Source organism: Pontibacter roseus DSM 17521, assembly GCF_000373265.1.
GTDB classification, from domain to species: Bacteria; Bacteroidota; Bacteroidia; order Cytophagales; family Hymenobacteraceae; genus Pontibacter; species Pontibacter roseus.
In genome coordinates, this window is the sequence record NZ_KB890766.1 from 179,293 (window position 1) to 205,546 (window position 26,254).

General features: G+C 53.4%; 26 protein-coding genes. 10 read left to right on the top strand and 16 right to left on the bottom strand.

What is annotated here, in order from left to right:
* Positions 1-86 precede the first annotated feature (86 nt).
* Positions 87-815 (bottom strand): Dph6-related ATP pyrophosphatase, encoded by a 729-nt coding sequence (locus B051_RS0115085; RefSeq protein WP_018479051.1) that lies wholly within the window; start codon positions 813-815, stop codon positions 87-89.
* Positions 816-982: 167 nt separating this feature from the next.
* On the opposite strand from B051_RS0115085, the gene B051_RS0115090 reads away from it, so the two are divergent.
* Positions 983-1,165 (top strand): hypothetical protein, encoded by a 183-nt coding sequence (locus tag B051_RS0115090; protein WP_018479052.1) that lies wholly within the window; start codon positions 983-985, stop codon positions 1,163-1,165.
* 55 nt (positions 1,166-1,220) lie between these two features.
* On the opposite strand, the gene B051_RS0115095 is transcribed toward B051_RS0115090, so the two are convergent.
* Positions 1,221-2,303, bottom strand: a complete 1,083-nt coding sequence (locus B051_RS0115095) for an MBL fold metallo-hydrolase (protein ID WP_026236435.1) — start codon at positions 2,301-2,303, stop codon at positions 1,221-1,223.
* 308 nt (positions 2,304-2,611) lie between these two features.
* On the opposite strand from B051_RS0115095, the gene B051_RS0115100 reads away from it, so the two are divergent.
* The 4 genes from B051_RS0115100 to B051_RS0115115 all read left to right on the top strand — a co-directional run bounded on the left by B051_RS0115100 (position 2,612) and on the right by B051_RS0115115 (position 6,004).
* Complete coding sequence (locus tag B051_RS0115100) at positions 2,612-2,872, top strand: hypothetical protein (RefSeq protein ID WP_033316939.1); 261 nt, start codon at positions 2,612-2,614, stop codon at positions 2,870-2,872.
* A gap of 83 nt (positions 2,873-2,955) precedes the next feature.
* Complete coding sequence (locus tag B051_RS0115105) at positions 2,956-3,204, top strand: hypothetical protein (RefSeq protein ID WP_018479055.1); 249 nt, start codon at positions 2,956-2,958, stop codon at positions 3,202-3,204.
* A 130-nt stretch (positions 3,205-3,334) separates the two neighbouring features.
* The gene (gene pepE, locus B051_RS0115110) at positions 3,335-4,054 is read left to right on the top strand and encodes a dipeptidase PepE (RefSeq protein WP_018479056.1); all 720 of its coding nucleotides are present in this window, start codon (positions 3,335-3,337) and stop codon (positions 4,052-4,054) included.
* 135 nt (positions 4,055-4,189) lie between these two features.
* Positions 4,190-6,004, top strand: a complete 1,815-nt coding sequence (locus tag B051_RS0115115; protein WP_018479057.1) for a DUF885 domain-containing protein — start codon at positions 4,190-4,192, stop codon at positions 6,002-6,004.
* A gap of 78 nt (positions 6,005-6,082) precedes the next feature.
* Here the strand turns inward: B051_RS0115115 and B051_RS0115120 are convergent, their stop codons facing one another.
* The 9 genes from B051_RS0115120 to B051_RS0115160 form a co-directional block, all read right to left on the bottom strand.
* Positions 6,083-6,532 (bottom strand): Spy/CpxP family protein refolding chaperone, encoded by a 450-nt coding sequence (locus B051_RS0115120; protein ID WP_018479058.1) that lies wholly within the window; start codon positions 6,530-6,532, stop codon positions 6,083-6,085.
* A gap of 8 nt (positions 6,533-6,540) precedes the next feature.
* On the bottom strand, positions 6,541-6,975 hold the full coding sequence (locus B051_RS0115125; protein WP_018479059.1) for a hypothetical protein: 435 nt from the start codon (positions 6,973-6,975) through the stop codon (positions 6,541-6,543).
* Between the two features lie 44 nt (positions 6,976-7,019).
* On the bottom strand, positions 7,020-7,559 hold the full coding sequence (locus B051_RS0115130) for an RNA polymerase sigma factor (protein WP_026236436.1): 540 nt from the start codon (positions 7,557-7,559) through the stop codon (positions 7,020-7,022).
* 127 nt (positions 7,560-7,686) lie between these two features.
* On the bottom strand, positions 7,687-8,640 hold the full coding sequence (locus tag B051_RS0115135) for a transketolase family protein (RefSeq protein ID WP_018479061.1): 954 nt from the start codon (positions 8,638-8,640) through the stop codon (positions 7,687-7,689).
* A 73-nt stretch (positions 8,641-8,713) separates the two neighbouring features.
* The gene (locus B051_RS0115140; protein WP_018479062.1) at positions 8,714-10,108 is read right to left on the bottom strand and encodes a vWA domain-containing protein; all 1,395 of its coding nucleotides are present in this window, start codon (positions 10,106-10,108) and stop codon (positions 8,714-8,716) included.
* Between the two features lie 37 nt (positions 10,109-10,145).
* Positions 10,146-11,006, bottom strand: a complete 861-nt coding sequence (locus B051_RS0115145; RefSeq protein WP_033316962.1) for a transketolase — start codon at positions 11,004-11,006, stop codon at positions 10,146-10,148.
* A gap of 92 nt (positions 11,007-11,098) precedes the next feature.
* Positions 11,099-11,551, bottom strand: a complete 453-nt coding sequence (bcp, locus tag B051_RS0115150) for a thioredoxin-dependent thiol peroxidase (RefSeq protein ID WP_018479064.1) — start codon at positions 11,549-11,551, stop codon at positions 11,099-11,101.
* 107 nt (positions 11,552-11,658) lie between these two features.
* Positions 11,659-13,557, bottom strand: coding sequence for a M23 family metallopeptidase (locus B051_RS0115155; protein WP_033316940.1), 1,899 nt, complete (start codon positions 13,555-13,557; stop codon positions 11,659-11,661).
* The gene (locus B051_RS0115160; protein WP_018479066.1) at positions 13,544-14,155 is read right to left on the bottom strand and encodes a fumarylacetoacetate hydrolase family protein; all 612 of its coding nucleotides are present in this window, start codon (positions 14,153-14,155) and stop codon (positions 13,544-13,546) included. The genes B051_RS0115155 and B051_RS0115160 overlap by 14 nt, the downstream gene beginning before the upstream one ends.
* 380 nt (positions 14,156-14,535) lie before the next feature.
* On the opposite strand from B051_RS0115160, the gene B051_RS0115165 reads away from it, so the two are divergent.
* Together B051_RS0115165 and B051_RS0115170 are read left to right on the top strand one after the other, a co-directional pair.
* Positions 14,536-15,330, top strand: a complete 795-nt coding sequence (locus B051_RS0115165; RefSeq protein ID WP_018479067.1) for a M48 family metallopeptidase — start codon at positions 14,536-14,538, stop codon at positions 15,328-15,330.
* 22 nt (positions 15,331-15,352) lie between these two features.
* Positions 15,353-15,961 (top strand): hypothetical protein, encoded by a 609-nt coding sequence (locus B051_RS0115170; RefSeq protein ID WP_018479068.1) that lies wholly within the window; start codon positions 15,353-15,355, stop codon positions 15,959-15,961.
* 461 nt (positions 15,962-16,422) lie between these two features.
* On the opposite strand, the gene B051_RS0115175 is transcribed toward B051_RS0115170, so the two are convergent.
* Together B051_RS0115175 and B051_RS0115180 are read right to left on the bottom strand one after the other, a co-directional pair.
* Positions 16,423-17,235, bottom strand: a complete 813-nt coding sequence (locus tag B051_RS0115175; RefSeq protein ID WP_018479069.1) for a 3'-5' exonuclease — start codon at positions 17,233-17,235, stop codon at positions 16,423-16,425.
* 10 nt (positions 17,236-17,245) lie between these two features.
* Positions 17,246-18,628, bottom strand: a complete 1,383-nt coding sequence (locus B051_RS0115180) for a UDP-N-acetylmuramate--L-alanine ligase (RefSeq protein ID WP_018479070.1) — start codon at positions 18,626-18,628, stop codon at positions 17,246-17,248.
* A 133-nt stretch (positions 18,629-18,761) separates the two neighbouring features.
* On the opposite strand from B051_RS0115180, the gene dnaB reads away from it, so the two are divergent.
* On the top strand, positions 18,762-20,336 hold the full coding sequence (dnaB, locus tag B051_RS0115185; RefSeq protein ID WP_018479071.1) for a replicative DNA helicase: 1,575 nt from the start codon (positions 18,762-18,764) through the stop codon (positions 20,334-20,336).
* Positions 20,337-20,419: 83 nt separating this feature from the next.
* Here dnaB and B051_RS0115190 read toward each other — a convergent pair whose 3' ends face one another.
* On the bottom strand, positions 20,420-21,004 hold the full coding sequence (locus B051_RS0115190; RefSeq protein WP_018479072.1) for a nitroreductase family protein: 585 nt from the start codon (positions 21,002-21,004) through the stop codon (positions 20,420-20,422).
* 230 nt (positions 21,005-21,234) lie between these two features.
* Here B051_RS0115190 and B051_RS0115195 point away from each other — a divergent pair, with 230 nt between their 5' ends.
* Both B051_RS0115195 and B051_RS0115200 read left to right on the top strand, forming a co-directional pair.
* Entirely contained in the window at positions 21,235-22,491 is a 1,257-nt protein-coding gene (locus B051_RS0115195) for a PAS domain-containing protein (protein ID WP_157578932.1), read from the top strand.
* Between the two features lie 46 nt (positions 22,492-22,537).
* On the top strand, positions 22,538-22,891 hold the full coding sequence (locus B051_RS0115200; protein ID WP_018479074.1) for a CZB domain-containing protein: 354 nt from the start codon (positions 22,538-22,540) through the stop codon (positions 22,889-22,891).
* Positions 22,892-22,948: 57 nt separating this feature from the next.
* Here B051_RS0115200 and B051_RS0115205 read toward each other — a convergent pair whose 3' ends face one another.
* Together B051_RS0115205 and hppD are read right to left on the bottom strand one after the other, a co-directional pair.
* Positions 22,949-24,682, bottom strand: coding sequence for a phospho-sugar mutase (locus B051_RS0115205; RefSeq protein WP_018479075.1), 1,734 nt, complete (start codon positions 24,680-24,682; stop codon positions 22,949-22,951).
* 341 nt (positions 24,683-25,023) lie between these two features.
* Entirely contained in the window at positions 25,024-26,118 is a 1,095-nt protein-coding gene (gene hppD, locus B051_RS0115210) for a 4-hydroxyphenylpyruvate dioxygenase (protein ID WP_018479076.1), read from the bottom strand.
* Between the last annotated feature and the right edge of the window lie 136 nt (positions 26,119-26,254).

Consider the following 26,254-nt stretch of genomic DNA (forward strand, 5'->3'; position numbering starts at 1 on the left):
AAAGGTAGGCAATTGCGCAAACATGTGGCGGGAATTACCTAAAGAAGCCTTTTCTATACCTTGTCATCTGCATGATGTCCTATGCCTTAAGTAGGCAAAAGGTCACAGAACCAGAAGCCCGTGTCGTAAGCCGGTTTATCGTATTGGGTTAATCCATTACTGTCCGGTTCGGTGGTGGTGCCATAGGTTCTGAGCACTTTACCGACCAGGCTATACCTGACCGGCTCCCGGAAGATGGGGCCATCAAAGGCGAAGGTATGGAACTCGCCGTTCTCTCCGGCTGGGTCTACTCCGGCGGGCAATTCTTTCAAAAAGCTTTCGTCCAACAGCCTGCCTGCAAAGGAACTGTCCAGGAGGCGGGCGTTCACGCACACCACCACCGCCTTGAAACCCAGTGACAGGAACTCCCGCACCAACTCAGTCGTAGGCTGGCCCCACAGCGGGAACACGGCAGCTATATCTGCCTGCGCCAGTTGCTGTTCCCGATACTGTCGCAGGTCTTCCAGGTTGATGTCTCCGTATATGGCGTGGGTTATACCTTGTGCTTTCAGGCCGAGCAACGTTTCCTGCATGCGTTCATTATAAGCCTCCATGCCGGTCTCCTCAGGCAGCAGGACCTGTTGCAGGGGCAGACCAAGACTCAGCGCCTGTCGCTCCAGGAGTTCCTGCCGCACTCCATGCATGGTGACACGCCGGGTGTTACTTGAAAGCGTTGTCAGCAGTGCCTCCACGCTATACCTGCCTTCCTGAAGCACCTGGTATAGGCAGAGCGCGGAATCCTTGCCGCCGCTCCAGTTGAAAACGCTAGGTATCATGCTGCTTAACTTTAGTAAAGGGGAACACAGAACTTAAGCTGTTGACCGGCAAAGATAGAAAATCCGTGAAGGACCACCTTTGAGCCATTCCTTGCCAGGGAGCGTAAAAGGAGGAGGGGCCAATGCAATGGTCCTGTGAATGATGTTGAACTATAACTTTACTGATTATGCCACAAGGAGATAAATCAGCCTATACGGACAAGCAGAAGCGCAAGGCGCAGCACATTGAAGAAGGCTATGAGAAAAAAGGCGTGAGCCAAGAAGAGGCGGAAAAGCGCGCCTGGGCTACCGTGAACAAACAGGATGGGGGCGGCAAGAAGAGCGGCTCCGGCAGGGCCGGCAGCAAGTAGCCATCACCAGTCAGAAAAGACAAAGCCGGGAGTTAGCGCTCCCGGCTTTGCTGTTTTACGGATAGTTGTTGGTATGCGCATAGGGGTCGTCTTCATCCAGGGTAGATGACACGGTAGGAGGCATGCCCTGCGCCGGACGGTTATGGGAGAATGGGCGGTTGCGCATCTCACGTTGATGCTTCCGTTGGTTACTACCTCGTTTGGAGTAGGCAACCAGCGCCACTCCAGCCAAAGCCACCAAGCCAGCAGCTGCCAGCACTTTGGGTACGGTATTGTCAGTGGCAGGAGGCACCGAGATGACGCCTTGCTCATCTGTAAGGGCTGGCTCATGCACATAACGGCCATGCGAGGGGACAGCCTTTGTCCAGAAATCCTTTACCAGGTTGTCGAGTTGCCAGAGCAGCTCATCGCCTTGCATCGGCATGCCGTGTCCGGTGGCAGCCACGCGCGGGTTCAGCTCCAGCAGTTTCTCTACGGAGTGGTGAGCGGACCCCCAGTCAGAGGTATAGTAGGCAGGCGGCCCATGTACTTCGCGTTTCTGTGTGATTACGGCCATCACCGATTCCCCATGCCGTGTCACGAAGGCGTCGCCGGCCAGCAGCACGCGGTCATGCTCCCGGAAAAACGATACGTGCCCTGCCGTATGGCCTGGTGTGTGCAGCCAGCGCCAGCTCGGAAGACCAGGCACAGAGCCATCGGGGGGCAGCAGCTCCACCGAGTTGGTGATGTCAATCGGCTTTTTGGGGTACAGGAAAGACATATAGGCCATGCCGCCGCCTCCTACGCTAGGGTCTGGTGGCGGGTAGCTTGACTTCCCGGTCAGGTAGGGCAGCTCGAGCGGGTGGGCGTATACCGGCACGCTCCATTCCTGTGCCAGCTCTTTCACGGCACCCACATGGTCAAAGTGGCCGTGGGTGAGCAGGATGGCCCGCGGCCGTATGTTGCCGAATAGCTCCTCAGCGGCGCCCCTGATTTTTTCGGCTGAGCCATACACACCCGTGTCCAGCAGCGCCCACGACCCATCGGGTTCGCTGATGAAGAAAAGGTTGACAAAAATCGTTTTCATCCCCCATACCCCCGGTGCCACCGGGAAAGTATGTTTGCTCTTTTGTTGTGCTCTTGCGTTTGATGGCTCCATAGGCGTATGCATTAGGTTTTTGAAATGTGACAGACCGGATACTATACTACGTCTGATGCCCAAATGTGGCTGCAACTGCAGGCCATCTTCGCGGGCTAGCCCCGCTCTGGACCGCTATACCTGAATAAAAAAGAGAAGAGGGCGCAGATTGTAACAGTACGCCAAGCAGACGAAACGGCAGGTATGGCTAGGCCGCGAACAAAGGCATACTTTTTGTGTTTGACTCATAGAGCCACTCCATAAATTTATTAAAGCGGTGTTTCCTGGTTAGCAGGAATTTTTTATCTTTCAGAAAATGTTACGTACACATGGTAAACTTATTTGTTCCCCCAAGCTATATGACGGTCTACGCGAAGTGCGTGGATGCGTCCATGCCAGCTTTCGAACCGGAAGAGTGGATAGAGGAAGGCAAGGTATACCCCGTGAAGCACTTCACGGAGCCCCTCAACCAGGGTGATGGCTTTGCTGTGACCATCATGGATGAAGACGGTGTGGAGATTCATCCTTCTTCCTCACACTGGAGCTTCGCCTCCAACCGATTTGAGCTGTACACCCTGCACCTGAATTGATATCAATTTGACTGATATTTGCGTTTAACCAAAGGCTGCCCCGGCAGCCTTTTTCATTGCCAAAGGTTTTTAGCTTGTTCATTATGTTAACTGCAGCCGATTTCAACAACCTGCCGCCACGCCACCAGGCTAGGCTGGTACTGGAGCAGGGGCGCTACCTGCACCACATCATCAGGGGCTGGTGCAAAATCGACCTCTACTGGTTCCACGATTTCTACGTGGAGCTCTGGTTCCTCTACGACCTCAAAACGATAGGCCTGGTGCGTGCGCTCACCAACAAGGCCTCGCTGGAGCCTTATCTTGAGACAATCAAGCTCAAAGTGAACGTATGATTGCAGGCGCTCTGCCGGCTGGGGCTGTGAATTGTAACTAAACAGCCGCCGATTAGGCGTAATTGGATGATTGTTCCTACTTTTGTGCGCCTACAAGAGCAGGTAGTATACAAGAAAACAATAGACAGGAATGAGCAAAAGCCTACTGCTAATCAGCACCTCCACTACCCACGGTACCGGTTACCTGGAGCACTGCGAAGAAGAGATAAAATCAATTTTACAGGACCGCAAGAGCATACTGTTCATACCTTATGCCCGCCCCAGCGGCATCTCCCACACCGACTACACAGCCAAGGCACGCGAGGCCTTCGAGCGAATGGGCGTATCGCTGACAGGTATACACGAGGCATCAAATCCCATAGAGGCGGTGCAGCAGGCAGAGGCCATATTCACAGGCGGGGGCAATACCTTCCTGCTTCTGCGGCAGCTGTACCAAAACAAACTGATTGAGCCGCTGCAGCAACGGGTGCAAAAAGGGATGCCCTACATCGGCACAAGCGCGGGCACCAACATTGCCGGCAAGACCATCGGCACCACCAACGACATGCCCATCGTATTCCCCAAGTCATTTGATGCCTTGCAGCTGGTGCCTTTCAACCTGAACCCGCATTACCTGGACCCGCTTCCGGATTCCACCCACATGGGGGAGACGCGCGAGACCCGTATACAGGAGTTCCATGTGCACAACCGGCAGCCTGTAGTGGGTCTGCGCGAGGGCAGCATGCTGCGCGTGACCGGAGAGCGACTGGAACTGAAAGGACCTCACTCCGCCCGCATCTTCCTGCAGGGGCAGAAACCGATGGAGTTCAAGCCTGCCGATGACATCAACTTCCTGATGGAAGCCTACTAAACCACAAGAGCCCCTGCTGCCCCGGTAGCAGGGGCTTTTTGTTTGTCCATACCTAACCCAAGAACTGGTTGTTGGGGCAGCCATTGTTTTCTAGCGGCACACGTAGTATATTTCCTATACCTAATCCTACACACTATGGAAAAACATCACTTAGTCCTGGCTGCAGCGCTCTCGTTGGCGGCGCTTGGTTTTACGGGCTGTTCCAGGCCTTCTGACAATCCCCAACAGGAATCCACTGCCACCGTGGCCTCGGAACAGAACCTGGGCCAGTTGCTGGACAGTTATTTTGAGGAACGGCTGAAGCTCTTCCCGCTGGAGGCCACAACCATTGCCGATGACCGCTACAACAACCTCCTGCCAAATGATATTTCGCTGGAGCACCGGGAGCAGGTGAAGGCGCTTTACCAGAAGTACCTGGACCGAATCAGAGCCATTGACAGGAATCAATTGTCAGAGGAGGAGCAAACGAGTTACGACATCTTTAAATATGAGATGGAGACCGCATTGGAGGGTTTCCGGTTTGACGCGCACCTGATGCCCATCAACCAGTTCTGGAGTCTGCCTATCACTATGGCGCAGCTTGGCTCCGGCTCTGGCAACCAACCTTTCAAAACGGTAAAGGACTATGAGGATTTCCTGGGGCGTATGGCAGGATTTGAGGTATGGGCCGATACAGCCGTCGCCAATATGCGCCGCGGTATGGCGGCCGGAGTAGTGCTGCCCAGGGCGCTGACTAACAAAGTACTGCCGCAATTGCAGGCCATGGTGGTACAAGACCATACTAAAAGCATCTTTTGGCAGCCCATTCAGAACTTCCCGGAAGGTATGGCAAAAGAGGACCGGCAGCGGTTGCAGCAGGCCTACGAACAGGCCATAAAGGAGCAGGTGATACCCTCCTACCAGGAACTCCACAATTTCATGCAGCAAGAATATCTGCCCAGGAGCCGCGCCAGTTCTGGCATAAACGCTACTCCTCGGGGCGAAGAATTATACCGTTACCTGGTGCGCTTCTGGACCACCACTGACATGACCCCTGACCAGATTTTTGAGACGGGTCAGGAGGAGGTGGCGCGCATCCGGAGCGAGATGGAGAAGGTGAAGGAGCAGGTGGGTTTCAAGGGGAACCTACAGGCCTTTTTCCAGCATGTCAATACCAACACCAAGTTCATGCCTTTCAAAACGCCGGAAGACGTGCTCACCGCTTACAGCAGTATTGAGGAGCGCATGCAGCCCCAACTGGACAAGCTGTTCAGCTTGAAGCCGAAATCTGCTTTTGAGGTACGGCAGACAGAGGCGTTCCGGGCCGCATCGGCCAGTGCCGAGTATAACCCGCCAGCGCCGGATGGTTCCCGGCCGGGCATCTTCTACGTCCCTATTCTTGATGCCACCAAGTACAACGCAGTAGGTATGGAGTCGCTGTTTCTGCATGAGGCTATACCTGGGCACCACTACCAAATTTCCATCCAGCAGGAGAAGGAGGGATTGCCGCGTTTCCGGCAGTATGGCTGGTATGGCGCCTATGGCGAAGGCTGGGCCCTCTACTCTGAGAGCCTGGGAAGGGAACTGGGACTATACACGGACCCTTACCAGTACTTTGGGAAGTTAAGCGACGAGATGCACCGGGCCATACGCTTGGTGGTAGACGTTGGAATGCATGCCAAAGGCTGGACGCGGGAGCAGGCCATCCAGTACTCACTAGACAATGAGCTGACCAGTCGGGAGGCCGCCGTGGCCGAGATAGAGCGTTACATGGCCGTGCCGGGGCAGGCGCTGTCGTATAAAATAGGGGAGCTGAAGATAAAGGAATTGCGGCAGCGGGCAGAGCAGGCGCTGGGCGACAAATTCAGCGTAAGCGCTTTCCATGATGAGGTGCTACGAGAAGGAGGTATGCCACTGGCTGTGCTGGAGCGCAAGATGGATGACTGGATTAAGCTGCAGCAGAAAAACTAAAAGAGGATTAACAGAAAAGGCACCGCAAAATGCAGTGCCTTTTTCTTGTTCTCACTATAATTAAAATCTAAAAAAACTCTATTGTATTTTGTTGTTATCCAGCTTCTTGAGCAGCAGCTTCGTGAATTCGCGCTCGCTGCGGTATAGCTTGATGATTTGGTTGGAGGAGATGACACGCTGGTAGCGGGCTACGTAATCCCTCTCCAGTTCCAGTTCCTTCTCCCGGGTGCTGAACATACCGTCCAGCCTGGCTTTCGCCTCCTGCTCGCTCAGCTGGTCCACATCTTCGCGGTAGCCGCTGCGGTACGATTTCATGAGCTCGCGGCGCTTGGCCTCATACTCGTTGTAGATGGGCCAGAACTTCTGCGACTGCTCGGTGGTCAGCCCCATCTTATCGGTCAGGAAAGCGATTTTAGCTGCTTCCACGTTTTCTCTTCTGTCCTGAGGGCGGCCATTCTGGGCGAATGCGTCCATGCTGCCAAGGGTGATGGCACAGAAGAGAAACAACACTACGGCAATTCTTTTCATGGGTGATTTTAGTAATCCAGTGTATTCAGTTCGTAGTACTCAAGCTCTTCAGCGGCAGCCTTGGGGCTCACGTTGAGGAACTCGGCCGTCATCTCCTGCTGCTTGATGGAGTTCAGCTCGGCAAAGTCAGCGCTTTCGAGTACGGCGTAGGTGCTGAGGTAATCCACAATCTCTGCATCAGCCACAGCGGACAGCTGCAACTCCGGCTGCTTGGGTTCCTTATTAAAGTTTACCAGGTATAGAACACCCAACACCAGCACCACCATAAGCGGGGCAAGCGCCAGGCGCAAAGGCCGCTGCAGGTTGGCGAACCAAGGAGCAGGTGAAGGGCCGGCTGCTGCAGTGCGCTCCATTATCTGCGTTGGAAGCCGGTCAAAATATTTGTCGGGCACCTCGTAGATGTTGTGCTTGGGTATATCGTTCAGCTTCAAGTCTTTTTTCATTTTGTGTCGCACTTATGGGTTAGATACCTTTCGGATGCCAAAGTTTAATCCTGCTTCAGAAATTCTTCAATTTTTTTCACGGCCAGGTGGTACGAGGCTTTCAAGGCACCCACGGAAGTGCCCAATATGGCCGATATCTCCTCGTATTTCAGCTCGTCATAGTATTTCATGTTAAAGACCAGGCGCTGCTTATCAGGCAGGCGCAGCAGGGCTTTCTGTAGTTTGAGCTGAATCTCGTCGCCGCTGATGTCGGGCGAGGAGTCAATCTTTTCGGTGAGCTCGGCGGCCACGTCGTTGATGGGCAAAAAGAACTTCCTGCGCTTGCTGGAGAGGAACGTGAGGCACTCATTCGTGGCGATACGGTAAAGCCAGGTATAAAGCTGCGCATCCTGCCGAAAGTTTTCGAGGTTCTTCCATACCTTGATGAAGACCTCTTGGGTAAGGTCGTCGGCGTCGTCGTGGTCAATTACCATTTTCCGGATGTGCCAGTAGATTTTCTGCTGGTACTTTCGGATGAGCTGGTTAAAGGCCAGGTTACGGCTTTCGGGGTTGGCAAATTTCTCGAGTAGCTCTTTATCTTCCACTGAATCAGGTAGCAGGGGCAGCGCTGCTTCGGCTGCTTTACTTTGCAATATAGAGCATAAAAATAAAAGAGGCTGCACTTTGCCAGTACAGCCTCCTATATTTAAAAAATATTGAAGTTTAAACTTCTTATTTTCTGCTGATGGCGCGCTCGGCGGCGGCCACGATGCTCTCCACGTTCAAGCCATACTTCTCCATGAGTTGGTCCGGAGTGCCAGACTCGCCGAAGGAGTCGTTCACGCCCACCATCTCAAGCGGCGTAGGCAGGTTACGGCCCAGCAGCTGTGCCACGGCGTCACCCAGGCCACCGTTGAGTTGGTGCTCCTCGGCCGTCACCACGCATTTTGTCTTGCGAACAGAATTCAGAATAGCTTCGTTGTCAAGCGGCTTGATGGTGTGGATGTTGATGATTTCGGCATCGATGCCTTTCTCCGCCAACGCATGACCCGCCTCGATGGCTTTCCATACCAAGTGGCCTGTAGCCAGAATGGTCACGTCTGTGCCTTCGTTTAGCATCACGGCTTTGCCAATCTCAAACTTCTGGTCGGCCGGGGTGAAGTTAGGCACCGTTGGGCGGCCGAAGCGCAGGTATACCGGGCCTTCGAACTCCGCGATGGCGATAGTAGCCGCCTTGGTCTGGTTGAAGTCGCATGGGTTGATGACGGTCATGTGTGGCAGCATCTTCATCATACCCACATCCTCCAGAATCTGGTGCGTGGCACCGTCCTCGCCTAGGGTTAGGCCGGCGTGCGAAGCGCATATCTTCACGTTCTTGCCAGAGTAGGCGATGGACTGACGAATCTGGTCGTACACGCGGCCGGTAGAGAAGTTGGCGAAGGTGCCCGTGAATGGAATCTTGCCACCGATGGTCATACCGGCTGCCAGGCCCATCATGTTGGCCTCGGCTATACCTACCTGGTAGAAGCGCTCGGGAAACTCTTTCTGGAAGGCATCCATTTTAAGGGAGCCGGTCAGGTCAGCGCAAAGGGCTACCACATTCGGGTTGGTGCGACCCAGCTCCAGCAGGCCTGCGCCAAAGCCGGAACGCGTGTCTTTTTTCTCTGTATAAGTATACTCTTTCATCTGTATAATATTTCCTTTTGGTCTTTGGAGTGCCTGAACCTTACCGTTTTGGCGATGGCTCTAGCGAACTCTGTTATCTATTAAAAATCTTTACCGTTGTCGTGGCGCCAGACCGGATGGTGAATTCCTGCACGTCGGTGAACTTGCTTCCTTGTGCCGATTTCATGCGGTATACCAGTCTGTACTTCCCTGGCTGCATCGCCAGTACTACCTTGCTGCTCTTCTCGGGCAGGTCATGCAGCCACTGCTGGCTACCGTCTTCCTCCACTTGGTACAGGCTGCCGTAGCCTTGCAGGTCTGTTGGGATGTTCAGCTGCCCCGGCACCGGGTACGTGATGGTGCTGGTCTGCCCCTGCTTTACCTCCACATCCTTCAGGTAAATGCGGGGCAGGGTGAGCAGCTCCAGGTCATACCTGCCGGCCAGATACTTCTGCCTGCTCCCGAAGGACTGTGCCAGCAGCGTCTTCCCGGAACCCTGTTGGCGCACGATGGCCGATAGTTGTCCGTAAGGGGAGGGGCCATCCTGCCGCAGGTATAGTTCGCCTTGTGGCGCCTTCACCGCAAACACGTTGTGCTTGCCTGGTTGGATATCGAGCTTGCGCTCTACCACCGGCGGCACTGTGTTCACCACCAGGTCGTAGGTCAGCAGCGCGTCTACCTCCAGCTTGTCTGGCTTCCCGTTGCTTTCCCGGTAGTGCACGTAGTTGTATTCCGGCACGCCGGTGAGCGCATTCACGAACGTCAGGTTCACGTTGCTTTCCACGGATTTGCCCTGGGCGTCTTTCAAATCCACAGCGACTGTGGTCTGGCTGAGCGTCTGGGTCACAATCTCGGTGAGCACCTTCTGGAACGTGCGCACATCCGCCGCATTGAAGTACTGGCCAATGCAGTTCAGCTGCTTCTCATACTCCGGCTCTATACCGATGCCTATCACGAAAGGGCGCAGGAAAATGCGCTTCTTCTGCAAAGCCACCGATGTAGCACAAGGGTCGCCGCCGCACGACTCCAGCCCATCCGTTATCAGGATGATGACGTTGCGGGTGTTCTTCTCCTCCGGAAAATCGCCTGCCGACTGCAGTAGCGAATACGTAATGGGGGTGTTGCCCTGCGGAACAATCTGCTGCAGTTTCTTTTTCACTGCGGCAGCGTTTTTGGCGGCAAAAGGCACCTCCAGTTTGGTGTCTTTGCAATCATTGCGCTCCCTGCCTGACTGGTGCCCGTAGGCCCGCAGGGCTACCTCCAGGTTATCGTAGCGGTCCAGCGAGTCCACCAGGTGGGTGAGCAGGTTCTTGGCAACCGACATGCGGTCACTGTTCTCCCACTTAGCCAGCATACTGCCCGATGCATCCAGCAAAAAGAGGATGCGTGTTTTGGGCGGTGGCTTCTTGTCCTGGCCCAAAGCAGCCCCACTTGCTGACAGCACCAGCAATAGGCTCATGAGGCAGTAGAGTATGCGCCAGTAGGCCATGGCTGCTTTAGGTTAAGCGCAACGAAGCGAGTAGATGTTAGTAGTCAGAAGCCTGCTCAACAGCCAGCTGCTGCAGTGCTTTCTCCAACTGCTCATCGTTTGGAGCCACACCGTGCCATTTGTGGGAGCCCATCATGTAGTCCACGCCAAAGCCCATCTCAGTATCCATGAGTATCATGACCGGCTTGCCTTTTCTAGTGGCCTCTTTGGCGTCTTGCAGCGCAGGCAGCAGCGTCTCGAAATTGTTGCCGTCCGCTTCCAGCACATGCCAGCCGAAGGCTTCGAACTTAGCACGCAAGTCGCCCAGCGACATTACCTGCTCTGTTGAGCCGTCAATCTGCTGGCCGTTGCGGTCAACGGTGGCTATCAGGTTGTCCACTTTGTGGTGCGCCGCATACATGGCCGCTTCCCATACCTGTCCTTCTTCCAGTTCGCCGTCTCCCATCAGCACGTATACCAGGTTCTCATCTTTGTTGAGTTTCTTGGTTTGCGCGGCGCCTACTGCCACAGACAGTCCCTGGCCCAATGAACCGGAGGCTATGCGGATACCTGGAAGGCCTTCCTCTGTAGCCGGGTGGCCTTGCAGCCTGGAATCAATCTTGCGGAACGTAGCTAGCTCGCTTACTTCGAAGAAGCCGGCGCGTGCCAGTGTGCTGTACCATACCGGAGAAATGTGTCCGTTGGAGAGAAAGAAGAGGTCTTCGCCTTCGCCGTTCATGTTGAATGGCTCCGCTTTGTAGTTCATCACGCGGAAGTACAGCGATACGAAATAGTCTGTGCAGCCAAGGGAACCACCTGGGTGGCCGGAGTTCACGGCATGCACCATGCGCACGATGTCACGGCGCACTTGTGCCGCAACCTGCTTCAACTCGTCTATGCTTTTGTTGTGTGGATTCACGTTGTTCAATTATGAATTAAGACTTATAAATTACGAACCAATGGTCAAATATAAGCAAAAACGCAGCCGCCCAAAGGACGGCTGCGTTTTTGCTATTTTTTCAGTATCTGTTTGGCGTGGTCAGAGGTTTTCACTTTCGTGATGATGTCCTTGATGGTGCCGTTCTCGTCTATGACGAAGGTATAGCGCATAGTGCCCATATACTTGCGGCCATACATCGATTTCTCCTGCCATACCCCGTATTGCTCCACGAGCTGCTTGTCGGTGTCAGCGAGCAGCGTGAAAGGCAGCTCATACTTGCTGATGAAGTTCTGGTGTGACTTTTCGCCGTCGATGCTAACGCCCAGCACTTCATAGCCTTCCTGCTGCAGGTCGCTGTAGTTGTCGCGCAGGTTGCAGGACTGGGCGGTGCAGCCGGAGGTGTCATCCTTCGGGTAAAAGTAGAGCACCACTTTCTTGCCACGGTAGTCACTCAGCCGGACAGTGTTGCCGTTCTGGTCCTTTGCCTCAAACTCCGGTGCCTTGTCTCCGATTTTCAGTTCCATGTTTTCTGTTTCCTGTAGCGCCAGCCAGGTATAGCTATCTCTTCCGCGGGCGTTGTCCGTTTTTCCAGGTGAATCAGCCGGACTTTCGTCCCGAACTCAACTGAATGCTAAATGGTCGTGTTGTAGACGGCCTCGTTTCCGGCATTGTCCTTCACCTTCAGCACGACCTTGCCTGACAAAGGTATGCTTTTATCTAATTTCTCGGAGTAAATGGTCGCGTTTTTATGCTCGTACTTCATGAGGAGCCACTTGCCGTTCACCTCGCATCGGAAGGAGTTTATACCTGATAAATCATCTGAAATCTTGAATTTTACCTGGTCCTTATTCTTGCTGAGGAGCTTCACCACCGGCGGTTTCAAATCTTCCATCACCTTGAACTTGCCCATGCCGCGGGCGGTGAAGGTGATGCTGTTGCCATCCCAGGCGCCTCCCGCTAGTCCTCTGCCTCTGCCGGTGCCCAGGTAGTAAACGGCGGCCTTGGTCTTGTCGGTGATTTTGGTGTCTGGGGTGATGGTCACTTTCATGGCCTTGTGCAGGGGCGTGAAGTAATCGCCTATGGTATATATGTCGCCATCTTTCCGCGCCTGCAGGTATAGCGTGTCATACAGGGTCTCTTTGTCGAACAGGATGGTCATGTCGCGGCTGGTGAAGTTGTACTCCTGGCCAGGCGGCACAACAGCCTGAAAGTTGAACGGAGTGGTGGTGCCACAGAAGCTGATGGACTGCGGCAGGCCGCCCCGAAGGTCGTAGAGGCTGACGGAGGTGGAATTCTTGGTATAGCTCGGCACCAGGCTGAAGCGCTGGTTGCCCACCTCCAGTTCCACGTTGCGTGGGGTAGCCGACGTGTCAGTGGCACTCACTTTGAGTATGTTCCCCATTACCTCATAGCTCAGGTTCGGCTTCTTCACGGTTTTGTCAAGAGTCTGCGTGAACACCGGTTTCTGCCCCTTCACCAAAAAGATGAGGTTGGAGATGTTGTTGTGGGAGTCCTTCGCTTCCAGGCGTATCTGGTAGGTGGAATCGGCGTGCACATTCAGGCGGCCCCTGTTGTGAGCTGCTGTGTAAAGCGGCAGGTCGTTGCCATAGTCCACGTAGGCCTTCTGGAAATTGCGGTTCATGCGCCGGAACGCGTTGTAGTTGATGTGCTGCGACACCTGCTTCGACTTTTCGAAAGGCACCCGGTCGATGTGGTGGTTGTATACCTGCCTGTTGTTCACATACACCGTCACCTCCTGCGTACCGTTGCGGTTGTCAGCACCGTCGTAGCGGTCAGAGGTCTGCAACTCAAAGCCAATGAGGCCGTGTGCGTACACCGTGTCCGGTAAGGTATAGATATGGGCTCCGTTCGTTTTCACAGGCTTGAAATCCTGCCAGGCGAACTCCTGGTTTACGCGCGCATGGATATTGAAAGGCCGTATGGCCAGACCAAAGATGTCCGGAGGCGTGGTGTCAATGATTTCCTTGAAGCCCCAACGGAGCGGGTTGTACAGACGGTCTTCGGCATCGCGAATCTCAAAGTGCAGGTGCGGTCCGCCTGAACCGCCGGTGTTACCAGACAAGGCGATGATTTGCCCTTTCTTCACCGGGAACAGATTCTTCTCCGGAAACAGCTCCAGCTCAAAGGTCTCCTTCTCGTATTGCTTCTGCAGGACGTAATCTGCCAAGGGGTCGTAGAACGACAGCAGGTGCGAGTAGGTGGTGGTGAGCCCATTGGGGTGGGTGATGTAGATGATGTTGCCATAGCCGTAGGTGGAGGCCTTCACCCGCGATATATACCCATCGGCAGCAGCGTATACCGACAGTCCCACTCGCTGGTCGGTTTTGATGTCGAGCCCGCCATGGAAGTGCGTGGCCCGGATTTCGCCCATGGACCCGGATAGGTAGTTGCGTTGCCCTGGCTTGATGGGGAACATGAAATAACCAGATTCGGGAGCAGGCTGTGCAGCCAGCCCGAGTGTGGTGAAAACGTAAGCTATTAGGAGCGCGAGGCGCTTATTTAATTTCAAAGTCAAGTAATTTTTTATCTTCAACATAGCCTTCCAATCTGTCACCGATTTGCACGGGACCCACACCCGCAGGCGTACCTGTAAAGATGATGTCACCTTTCTTGAGTGTGATGAAGCGCGAGATATACGCTATGATGTCCTCAAAGTTATGGAGCATCATCTTGGAGTTGCCCTGCTGCTTGGTCTCGCCATTCACGTCCAGCCGGAAGTTGATGTCCTGCAGGTCCGGGAACTGCTCCAGCGGCAGAAACTCCGACACAGGGGCAGAGCCATTGAAACCCTTAGCCAGCGTCCAGGGCAGTCCTTTCGCCTTGGCCTTGGCCTGCAGGTCGCGGGCCGTAAAGTCTATACCTAGACCAAGACCATCGTAGTACTTGTGGGCGAACTTTCTGTCAATGTTCTTCCCCTCGCGACCTATGCGAAGCGTCAGTTCCACCTCGTGGTGGATGTCCTGGCTGTAGTCGGGGTAATAGAAGGGCTCGTTGTGGCGGAGGATGGCCGTGTCGGGTTTGAAAAATATCACCGGTTCGTCCGGCACTTCGTTCTCCAGCTCAGCAATGTGCTCGGCATAATTGCGGCCAATGGCTAAAATCTTCATAAAGGGTGCGTAGGGTGTTCTGTTCTTCAAAATTAGGCTTTCTATCGTTCCGGTGCAGAATAAATCTGCAAAAAGAACGGGGGTAGACCCGTCTTTTTCCGTGTTCAACCAAAGTTTTTCAGTCCAATCCTTTTTTATACTTTAACAAGGGAAGGTGCGCTTTATTGTGCGGAGAGGCAGCAGAACATTTTATATAAAGGGGTCCGTATACCTAAGCGAGCAAATTACGATGTGCTGTAATAGGATATGCGGAAACAGAAGTTTTGTTATTCGATTAAAGTATAGTAATTTTAAAATATAAAAATGCTCGGGAAAGAAGTGTTTTTAATTTTGGTTCAAAATTTGAAAACAAGAATTTAGAACCTTTAAAATCTAATGTTATGTACAAGAAAATAATAGCCTTTTCAATAGCTGTCGTGATGATGGTGGCCTGTACGACGGTGCCTATCACCGGAAGAAGACAGCTGAGCCTGGTATCTGATGCGCAGATGCAGCAGATGAGCTATGACGCCTACGACCAATTCCTGAAGGAGAATAAATTGTCGCGCGATGCCCAGGCCACTGCCATGGTGAAGCGTGCCGGGCAGCGCATTCAGCGTGCCGTGGAGCAGTATATGGCGGCCAACAACATGAGCGCCCAGTTGCAGGGCTTCCAGTGGGAGTTCAACCTGATTGAAGATGAGCAAGTGAACGCCTGGGCGATGGCCGGAGGTAAGACGGTGGTGTATTCAGGTATACTGCCCGTAGCCCAGAACGAAACCGGACTGGCCGTGGTCATGGGACATGAGATTGCCCACGCCATTGCCAAGCATGGCAACGAGCGCATGAGCCAGCAGCTGGCGCAGCAGTTCGGCGGACAGACACTCTCCGCTCTGGCAGGTACGCAGCCCGGTGTGGCACAGAACCTGATTATGACGGTGTATGGCGCCGGCTCTACCTTGGGTCTGCTCAAGTATGGCCGCAATCAGGAGAGCGAAGCAGACCAACTGGGACTGATTTTCATGGCGATGGCTGGATACAACCCGCAGGAGGCTATACCTTTCTGGGAGCGTATGGAGGCTAAGTCAGGCGGACAGGCACCACCTGAATTCCTGAGCACGCACCCAAGTGCTGGTACGCGCCGAGCCAACCTGCAGAAGTACATGCCGGAGGCCTTGAAGTACTACAAGAAATAACCTTACTGACCAATACACCCACATGACCAGAAAACCCTTTGCTGGCGGCCGGCACCTGGTGCTGACCTGTCTCCGCCCTTTGCTGGCGCTTACCCTTATTCTACTGATTGCGGCCAGCTGTACGCGGCGCGAGGCCTTCCCGGAGGAGAGTGAAGAGGGGCCATTGGATGAGGAGGCTACCGGCCCAGTTTACGATGGGCAGCTACTGGCGCAAGTGGTTTTCGATAGTGTGGACTACATCGTGCCAAAGCAGGAACTGATGCAGCCCTTCATCAAGGAGTTCGGCAACGGCACTGTGGTGGATCGGGTGTTGATTCACAAGGTGCAGGACAATAAGGAGATAGCTCCATCCTTCTATCTGGTAGGCATGGGTATACGCAACGGTTCCTTCCGGTCCATGGCTCTGGAACTGGATGTGACCTCTGACAATAGCCTATACCTGAGCAGCAAGGGCACCAAGCACCTGTGTGAAGCCAGCGCCGGCTGTGATTTCTGTTACTTCACGTTTCAAGATAACAAAATCACCGGGTGTCAATGCTCCACCCGCGCTGCTGGCTACAACTGCACCCACAAAACCCAGCAAGGCAACAACCTGCTGAAAGGGGTGAGGCTGAAAAGCACAAGGGAATAGTAATCCGCACTTTCAGGTATAGCCAAAGCCCCTGCTTTTTATAAAGAGCAGGGGCTTTTCTTTTGTTAGGTAATAGAATTGTGGCCTACATCTACCGGACATTGTTGTCATCCCTCAAAAGACGGAACCAGCAGCGTATAGGTATAGCTTTCCACGCTTAAACTTAGGAAATAGTTCGGTAGAACGATTCGCTCCTATTCTTGTCATTCCGACGAAAGGAGGAATCTGTTATGCTACTACCGCCGGTTCAAGCGCAGCGGGAACTGGCGGTGAAAGGTACGAACCGGTTGCAGAAGGGGGCTCACAGAAAGCCGCATATACGCTGATGCTGGGTTTGCGGCAAGAAAGGTATAAGATTCCCCCTTTCGGCGGAATGGCAGGAGAGAAACAAACCGGGCTGCCAAATTATTGGCAGCCCGGTTTGTTGTAAGGTATATGTCTAGGTTAGTGCTGTATAGCTATTAAGACACGCTGCTTTGTAAGTTTCGCAGGCGGATGCGGGTCAGTATCTTCTTAGTGTACAGCGGGAACTCACCTTTCATCATCCAGTCGTAGTAGCTTGGCTCTTTGGTGAGCACATCCTCTACCGGCACGTTCTTGAATTTGCCGAAGTTGAATACCTCCTGCCCCGCATTGTTGTACACGATGCGGCCTGACAAATCAGCCGATTTCTCGAAGGTGAACTTGTGCAGCTGCGCCATGTCGTTCTGGATGGGGGCAGCCTCTATACCTTCGGCCACTTCCACCACCGTGTTCTCATAGCGCTCCAGCTGCGCCATCAGGATGTGGTACGTCGCAATCGTATCTGCCTCGGCGCTGTGGGCGTTCTCCAGCGATTTGTCGCAGTAGAACTTGTAGGCGGCAGACAGCGTGCGTTTCTCCATCATGTGGAAAATGCGGCATGCATCCACCACGTTGCGGTTGTCGAGGTCAAAGTCTATACCTACCCTTAGAAACTCCTCTGCCAGCAGCGGGATGTCGAAGCGCACCAGATTATAGCCGCCCAAGTCGCAGCCTTTCAGGAACTGGTCCAGGTCGCGGGCCACTTGGTTAAAGGTAGGGCAGTCCTTCACGTCTTCGTCGTAAATCTTGTGTATCAGGCTTGACTCCAAAGGTATGGGCACTGTCGGGTTGATGCGTCGCGTCTTCAGAATCTCTTCTCCGTTAGGCTTCACTTTCAGCACACTGATTTCCACGATGCGGTCTTTGCAGATGTCGGTGCCGGTGGTCTCCAGGTCAAAGAAAACGATGGGGCGCTTGAGGTTCAGTTTCATGGGTGTGGGCTTATTTCAGAACCGCCTTCGTCAGCGCCTCCAGGTCTATTTTGTCGTAGGTGCCTGAGCTCATCAGCAACAGGTTGGTGTTGTGCCAGTCCATACCTGTCAGGTATTGCTGCAGCTGCTTGGCGTCGGTGAACACCTGGAGCTTCGGGTTCTGGAATGCAGCCTTGAGCTCTTCCTCGGTGAGCATCTCCATGCGCTTGTGCTCCAGCGTGCGTGGGCTGAAGAACACGACCGGTACATCGGCTGTGTTCAGGGCGCCGGCATACTGAGGCAGGAAGTTTTTGTTGAGGCTACTGAAGGTATGGAGCTCGATGCAGGCTACCAGTTTGCGTTGTGGGAACTGCGCTTTCACCGCCTGTGTGGTGGCTTTCACCTTGGAGGGTGCGTGGGCAAAGTCTCTGTAAATGACAGAAATCTGGTTTTCTCCAAGTTTCTCCAGTCGCTTGGCGGCCCCTTTAAAGGTTTTGAGTGCTTCATAGAAATCATGCGCCTTCACGCCCAGCTTCTTGCACACCTCGCGGGCGGCGCTGATGTTGCGCAGGTTGTGCTCCCCAAACAGCTGTATCTCCACATCGCCTTCCTTTTTGGAATGCAGGATGGTCTTGCCATTTTTGATGCTGTGCGGATGCACGGTATAGCCGATGTAGGCGATGTCAGCTGGGTTACGAGGCACGGCCACCAATTGCACCTGCTCGTCGTCCTGGTTGTAGATGAGCGTGCCTGCCTTCGGGGTCATCTCGGCGAAAATGCGGAACTGCTCACGGTATACCTCTGGCGTTGGGAACACGTTGATGTGGTCCCAGCTGATGCCGGTGATAACGCCGATGTGGTGGTGGTACAGGTGAAACTTAGGTATGCGCTTGATAGGGTCGGAGAGGTATTCATCGCCCTCAATGATGATGATGGGTGCGTCCTCGGTCAGCTTCACCATGCGGTCGAAGCCCTCCAGCTGCGCGCCCACGGCGTAGTCAAACAGGCGGTCGCAGTACTGCAGCACGTGCATGATGATGGAGGTGGTGGACGTTTTGCCGTGGCTGCCCCCAATCACGATGCGCTGCTTGTGCTTGCTCTGCTCGTAGATGAATTCCGGGAAAGAGAACACAGGTATACTCAGTTCCTGGGCGCGATGCAGCTCCGGGTTGTCAGGGCGGGCGTGCATACCCAGAATTACGGCGTCTGGCTTGGTGTCTAGCTTCTCGGGGAACCAGCCTTCCTGCTCCGGCAATATGCCAGCAGTCGCCAATCTGCCCTTGGCCGGCTCAAATATCTCGTCGTCTGATCCTGTGATGGTGATGCCCTGGTCGTGCAGCGTCAGTGCCAGGTTATGCATGATGCTGCCGCCGATGGCTATCAGGTGTATGCGTTTAAATTCCGTTCTCTCCATAATCCGTGCTATCCATTTAGCGAACCGACAAAATTAGAATTCCTTCCCTAAATAAAAATAGCTATACGCTAATATGTGGATATCTTCCGTATTTTGTGGATTACTTGGGCGGCTTACTTTTTAAATTTGTGCTATGGAGGAGATGAAAATGAACGTGCGGCCAACTGGCAATCGTACCAGTTGGAACAAAAAGGCCCCTGCTGTAGCAGAACTGGGTAAAAAACCGCCGCAGGCACTTGATTTGGAGGAGGCCGTGCTAGGCGCTCTGATGCTGGAGAAGGACGCGCTTACCACGGTAATTGATATTCTGAGACCCAGTAGTTTTTACAAAGAAGCGCATCAGCGTATTTTCAAAGCTATTATCGGGCTGTTTGATAAGTCGGAACCAATCGATATTCTGACGGTAACGCACGAGCTGCGCGAAAACGGCGAACTGGAGCTGGCAGGCGGCGCTTATTACGTGACGCAGCTCACCACACGCGTCAACTCAGCGGCTAACATCGAATACCATGCCCGTATCATTACGGAGAACTCCATTAAGCGGGACCTGATTTCTATTTCCTCTGAAGTGCTCTCGAGTGCCTTTGAAGATACGACAGACGTTTTTGAGCTGCTCGACAGAACCGAGGCAAAGCTGTACGAAGTATCGGAATCTAACATCCGGAAGAACTTTGATGACATGCGCTCTTTGATGCACGCCGCAATCAAGGAACTGGAGGAGAAGCGCAAGCAGACCGATGGACTCACCGGCGTGCCGAGCGGCATGACCGCGCTGGACCGAGTGACCTCCGGCTGGCAGAAATCAGACCTCATCATCCTGGCGGCCCGTCCTGCGATGGGCAAGACGGCTTTCGTGCTCTCCTGTCTGCGCAACGCAGCCGTGGACTTTAAGAAAGGTGTGGCTATTTTCTCACTGGAGATGTCCTCGCTGCAGCTGGTGAATCGTCTGATTTCATCGGAGGCGGAATTGGACTCAGAGAAAATCAAGAAAGGCAGCCTGGAAGATTACGAGTGGGCGCAGCTCAACCACAAAATCGCGAAACTGACCGAAGCGCCGATTTTCATAGACGATACACCAGGCCTTTCCATACGTGAGCTGCGTACCAAGTGCCGTCGCCTCAAGGCGCAGTACGACATCCAGATGGTCATCATTGACTACCTGCAGCTGATGAGCGGTAACGCCGAAGGCAAGGGTGGAGGCAACCGTGAACAGGAAATCGCCTCTATCTCACGAGCCATGAAAATGCTGGCCAAGGAGCTGAACGTGCCGGTTATCGCACTTTCGCAGTTGAGCCGTGCCGTGGAGACGCGGGGTGGTGATAAGCGTCCGCAACTCTCTGACTTACGTGAATCGGGTTCCATTGAGCAGGACGCCGACATGGTGCTTTTCCTGTACCGTCCGGAGTACTACGGCATCACCGAAGACGAGATGGGCAACCCGACCGCCGGGGTAGGAGAGGTGATTATTGCCAAGCACCGTAACGGCTCTCTCGAAAATGTTCAATTGAAATTTATTGGTAAGTACACAAAGTTTACTAACTTGGACTCCGATTTCGGGGGAGACAGCATGGGCGGCTTCAATGCCTTGCCCAACAGCACCTTCGATACAGAGACTCCAGGCGCTATTCGGCTGGGTAGCCGTATGAACGACGGAAAGGGCGGCGGCGGATTCCCGGCTTCTAACTTTGATGAAGAACCGCCATTCTAAAATAGAATAAATACTATATTTATAAAGGTCCTAAGCCAAAGGATGATTAGCCGCTGTGCTTCGACGCCAGCGGCTTTTCTATGTCACATCCATTCCACTTTCTCCGCTAGCGGCACCGTCCTTTTGCCTTCCGGGGTGGGCGCGTCGGAGTAGCCCAGGTATAGGATGCCCAGCACCATATCCTCCTCGCGCAAGTGGAGCATCTCCTTCATGGCCGGGTGGTAGGCCATGCCACCGGAGCCCCAATAGCTGGCTATACCTAAAGCGGCAGCGCCCAGGAGCATATTCTGGATGGAGCAGGAAGTAGCGGCGATTTCTTCCAGTACGGGTATCTTGGGTAGGTTGCCGCGCTGCATATACGCCACTATGATGTGCGATGCCTTGTCGCCCATGTGTAGCAGTTTCTCGTATTTCTCCTCCAGGTATTTTTCAGGGTCTGTGTGCTGTTTGTAGAGGTTGGCGTGGGCCAGGCAGAATTCGGTTGCTTTTTCACCGGCGTATACCTTGAACCGCCAAGGCTCGGTATGCCCGTGCGTGGGGGCCCAGTCAGCCAGTTCAAGCAGTTGTTTCACCTGCTCGTCAGGTATGCGTTGCCCGTTCATCTTGCCGGGTTTGGTTGTTCTGCGGTGTTGAATAACTTGGCTTATTTCTGAGAAGGATGTATTCATCTGAATGGGTTTATTTAGAACTAAACGCTGCAAAAATACTGAATCAATTTGTGGGGACGACATAAACCACAAGTGGCACAAAGTTAAAACTACGTAAGCTGAAACATCTTTGCCAGCGTCATTGTATTTCTGATGGATTATACTGCCTCATAAGGCAATTTCACTTTAGCTTCTGATGAAGGAAGTTTTTAACTTGCCGGTCTTCACCACGTTACTGAATGCCTTTCGCAATGGATTATAGCAGATTATTCAATACCCTTACCGATTCAATTGTTGTCATATCTCCGGAGTATACCATACTTGCTGCAACCGATGCCTTTCTGAAAAACAGTATGCGTACCAGAGAGCAAATCATTGGTAAGCAATTTTTGTTAGAAGCTTTTCCAGAGAAGGAAATACCCTACGAAGAGAACCCTGTTAAGAAGAGCCTGGACCAGGTGTTGAAAACAAAAGCTACCGCTCGGCTGGAGGTGATGCGCTACGATGTGGAGCGACCTGAATCAGAAGGTGGCGGGTATGAGGAACGCTATTGGGAAGTAAGCCAGATGCCTGTGCTGGACAGCGAAGGGAACGTGGAATACATCGTGCAGAAAGCCAACGACGTGACGGAGCGGGAAGTGGCCAGGAAGGCGATGAATGCTAGCGAAGAGAAATTCAGGTTCATGGCAGATGAATTGCCACAGCTGGTTTTCACCACGGACAAGGATGGCAACTTGACTTATTTCAACAAGCGGTGGGAGGGGTACACAGGCATTGCGGTGGACGAGTTGATGCAGAACGGTTGGCAAGCCATCATCCATCCCGATGATTTGGAACAAACAGGAGCGAAATGGGAAGCCGCCTCTAAGGCCGGCACCGACATGCAGATAGAATTGCGCAAGCGTGACAAGGACGGCACCTTCCGCTGGCACCTCTGCCGCTCCATCCCGATGAAGGACACCAACGGTGCCATCACCATGTGGGTGGGCAGCTCTACCGACATACACGACACACGCAAACTGGTGCAGGAACTACTGGAGTCCAACGAGCAGATGGCGCAGTTGTCTGACCAGGTGCAACAGGCTTACGAGAAGGCGGAGTCGGAACGCAAGATGCTGGAGATGCTGATGATGGAGGCTCCCGCCATGTTTGTCATTCTGGAAGGGCCTGAGCATAGGTTCAAACTGCTCAACGACAAGTACCAGCAGCTATACCCGGGTCGCCAACTGGTGGGCCTGCCCTTGGGAGAGGCGCTGCCTGAAATTAAACAACAGGGATTCATAGAACTGCTTGACAACGTGTACAACACTGGCGAAATTTTCGTGGCAGAGGGAGTGCCCATTCTGCTGCCTAAGAATGGGAAGGGGCCTCTTGAGGAACGGTTCTTCAATTTCTCGTACCAACCTATTTTTGAAGCCGGCAATGTGACAGGGATACTGGCCTTTGGCTATGATATCACCAACGAAGTATTGTACAAACGGAAATTGGAAACCCCTGGACAGGAGTAGCACCATGACGAACCATGCACTGGGAGAGGGGAAGGTTCAGCGGTAGATGGATATAGCCCAAATAGATTTTCAGCAGCTCAGGATAAAGCATATCCTTTATAAGTCGAAGGTGCGCTCTTTCCTGTATGGAGGCACTTTTGATGCTGCATTTTTCTCTTCTGCAGGGCCGATAGACGTCTGGTTCACCACGGTGGGGAGGGTGCGTTATGCCAGTGAGCCCGCCATTTCATCACTTGCCAGGCTACACCGGGAAATGAACAGCTTGGCCCTGGAACTGTATACCTTGTACAGCAATGGCAACATCGACCAAGCGCACGAAGGGCTAAAGAGCGTTGAAATGAAGTCAGACCAGTTCATTGAGCTGCTTTCCAACCTCGATAAGAAGCTTCAGCAAAAGTAACTGAATAAAACACCAAGGCCGGCAACTGCATGTTACCGGCCTTGGTGTTTTAGAGGTTTACTTCAGCTTCAGGTCCACCAGAATCTGCTCTATTTTCTGGTCCAGCTTCCGCTCTGTGGAATCGTACTCTTCCTTGGAGGCCAAGGGCTCGTTTACACTTATGTAGAACTTGATTTTAGGCTCGGTGCCGGATGGGCGGGCCGATATCTTGCTACCATCCTCCGTCAAGTACTGCAGCACGTTGGAGCTCTCCAGGTCCAGCTTCGACTCTTCGCCGGTCAGCAGGTCCTTGCGCGTACCAAACTTGTAGTCGCTTATTTCCACTATTTTAGAGCCGGCCACAGACTGCGGTGGGTTGGCGCGCATGTCGGCCATCATCTGCTGTATCTCCTCTGCACCGCGCTGTCCTTTTTTAGTAAAAGACACCAGTTCTTCTTTATAAAACGCGTGCTGGGTATACATCTCCACCATCATCTCGAACAGGCTTTGGCCCCTGTCTTTCGCCACAGCGGCCATTTCGGCTATCAGGGCACAGGCAGAGATGGCATCCTTGTCACGCACAAAGTCCCCAATCATGTAGCCGTAGCTTTCCTCTCCGCCTCCAATGTAATCTTCTTTGCCTTCCAGCTCACGGATTTTCTCAGCGATGTACTTGAAGCCGGTCAGCGTCTCGTACATCTTCACGTTGTAGCTGTCGGCTATGTCTTTGATTAAATCGGTGGTCACGATGGTCTTCACGATGAACTCCTTGCCAGTGAGTTTGCCGGCTTGCAGCCAGGCCAGCAGCAGGTAGTTCATTAGCAGGGCACCGGTCTGGTTGCCGTTCAGCAGCACGAATTCGCCTTTCAGGTTCCGCACGGCTATACCTACGCGGTCAGAGTCTGGGTCGGTGGCCAGCACCAGGTCCGCATCGACTTCGCGCGCCTTGTTCAGGGCCAGCGTCATGGCCTCTTTCTCTTCCGGGTTCGGGTATACTACGGTAGGGAAGTTGCCATCAGGCGTGGCTTGCTCTTCCACCACATGCACGTTGGTAAGACCGAATCGCTTCAGCACCTCCGGCACCAGGGTGATGCCTGTGCCGTGTATGGAGGAGAACACGATTTTGAGGTCATGCTGACGCTGGATGGCATCCTGTGAAATCGACAGACCCAGTACTCTTTCCATGTAGGCTTCGTCTACTTCACGGCCAATCATCTGGATGTTCTCCGGCTTTGGCTCGAACTTCACCTCATCGATAGACGTGATTCTGTTCACCTCCGTGATGATGTTTTTGTCGTGAGGGGCCGTCACCTGCGCGCCGTCGTTCCAGTATACCTTGTAGCCATTGTATTCTTTCGGGTTGTGTGAGGCCGTCACGACCACGCCGCTCTGGCAGCCCAGGTGGCGTATGGCGAAGGACAGCTCAGGCGTAGGGCGCAGCGCCTCGAACAGGTATACCTGGAAGTCGTTGGCAGAGAAAATCTCAGCGGCGATGCGGGCGAACACATCGGAGTTGTTGCGGCAATCGTGGGCAATCGCCACCTTCACCTGCTCGTTCGGGAAGTTCTGACGGAGGTAGTTGCAAAGTCCCTGCGTAGCCATACCCAAGGTATAGCGGTTCATGCGGTTGCTGCCCGCACCCATGATGCCGCGCAGACCACCTGTGCCAAACTCCAGGTCTTTGTAAAAGGCATCGGCAAGCGCCTCATGCTCGTTGCGCTCCAACAGCGCGCTTATTTCGGCTTTGGTGGCCGCATCGTAGTTGCCGCTCAGCCAGGAGTCAATCTTGTTTTGTATAGTAGGTTCAATCATAGTCTTTTTGGTAATAATAGTATTTGTGACTTTCTTCTGTTGTCTCTGTCCCCTCCATAGGGAAACTCTGTTTATGCGTATAGGTCTATTCAATTACATATTTAGAAAAGTTTTCCTTTGGAGGGGCAGGATTATCGCTCTATAAATACTTAGTAACTATATGTTGCCTCCCTCGCAAAAGGTGGGTAAAGCAAGCAGGTTGGCTATACCTCCACTTCCACAAAAAATCACACCAGTTCCTTGTGGACCGACCGTCGGCTTTGAAGAACTGGTGTGATATAGAAATATCAATATAAAGGTATTTAGCGCAGGTTTACAACCGGCTATACTTTGGTTTTTGTCTAAAGGTTGCCGCGCAGCGCCTGCTCCCGTTCAATGGCTTCGAAGAGTGCCTTGAAGTTGCCTTTTCCGAATGACTTGGCACCCTTACGCTGGATAATCTCATAGAAAACCGTTGGCCTGTCTTCCACGGGCTTGGTGAAAATCTGCAGCAGGTAGCCTTCATCGTCGCGGTCTACCAGGATGTTGAGTTTGCGCAAGTCCGCCATATCTTCATCGATGTGACCAATGCGCTCAACCAAGTCCTCGTAGTACGTCTCCGGCACGCGCAGGAACTCCACGCCACGGCGGCGCAGTTCCGATACGGTGTGCAGGATATCGTTGGTGGCGACGGCAATGTGCTGCACGCCTGCACCGCGGTAGAACTCCAGGTACTCGTCAATCTGAGACTTTTTCTTGCCTTCGGCCGGCTCATTAATCGGGAATTTGATGTAGCCGTTTCCGTTAGACACCACCTTGGACATGAGGGCGGTATACTCAGTGCTGATGTCGTTGTCGTCAAAGGTGAGAAGCAGTTTGAAGCCCATCACGTCTTCGTAGAACTTCACCCACTCGTTCATGCGGCCCAGCTCTACGTTGCCTACACAGTGGTCCACATACTTGAGGCCAACCGGCTCCACTTCCAGCAGGCTCTGGCGTGGCTCATAGCCTGGCATAAACACGCCGCTGTAGTTTCGGCGCTCCACAAAAGTATGGATGGTATCGCCGTAGGTATGGATAGAGGCTACTTTTACTTCGCCATGCTCATCGGTAAGTGTCTTTGGCTCCAGGGCTGGTTTAGCGCCGCGCTCCACCGTGCCACGAAACGAGGCCTCGGCATCGTCCACCCACAGGGCCAGCACTTTTACGCCATCACCGTGCAGGTGCACGTGCTGCGCTATGTCAGAGTTAGGGTCGAGGGAGGTGGTGAGCACCAGGCGTATTTTCTCTTGCTGTACCACGTAGGAGGCACGGTCTCTCACACCTGTCTCGGGGCCTGCATAGGCTACCAACTTAAAGCCAAAGGCCGTCTGGTAGAAGTGAGCCGCCTGCTTGGCATTGCCCACGTAGAACTCGATATGGTCGGTGCCGTTGAGCGGCAGAATATCTGTTGCCATAGGTATAGGTATGGTTTAAAAAATACTTTTTGTAAAAATACAGCTTTTGCACGTTAATCAAAACCGAGGACTAGCAGGTATAAATAATACCTTGTATTTCTTGCAATTGCTGGGTCATGTTTTCAACTTTGTAAAA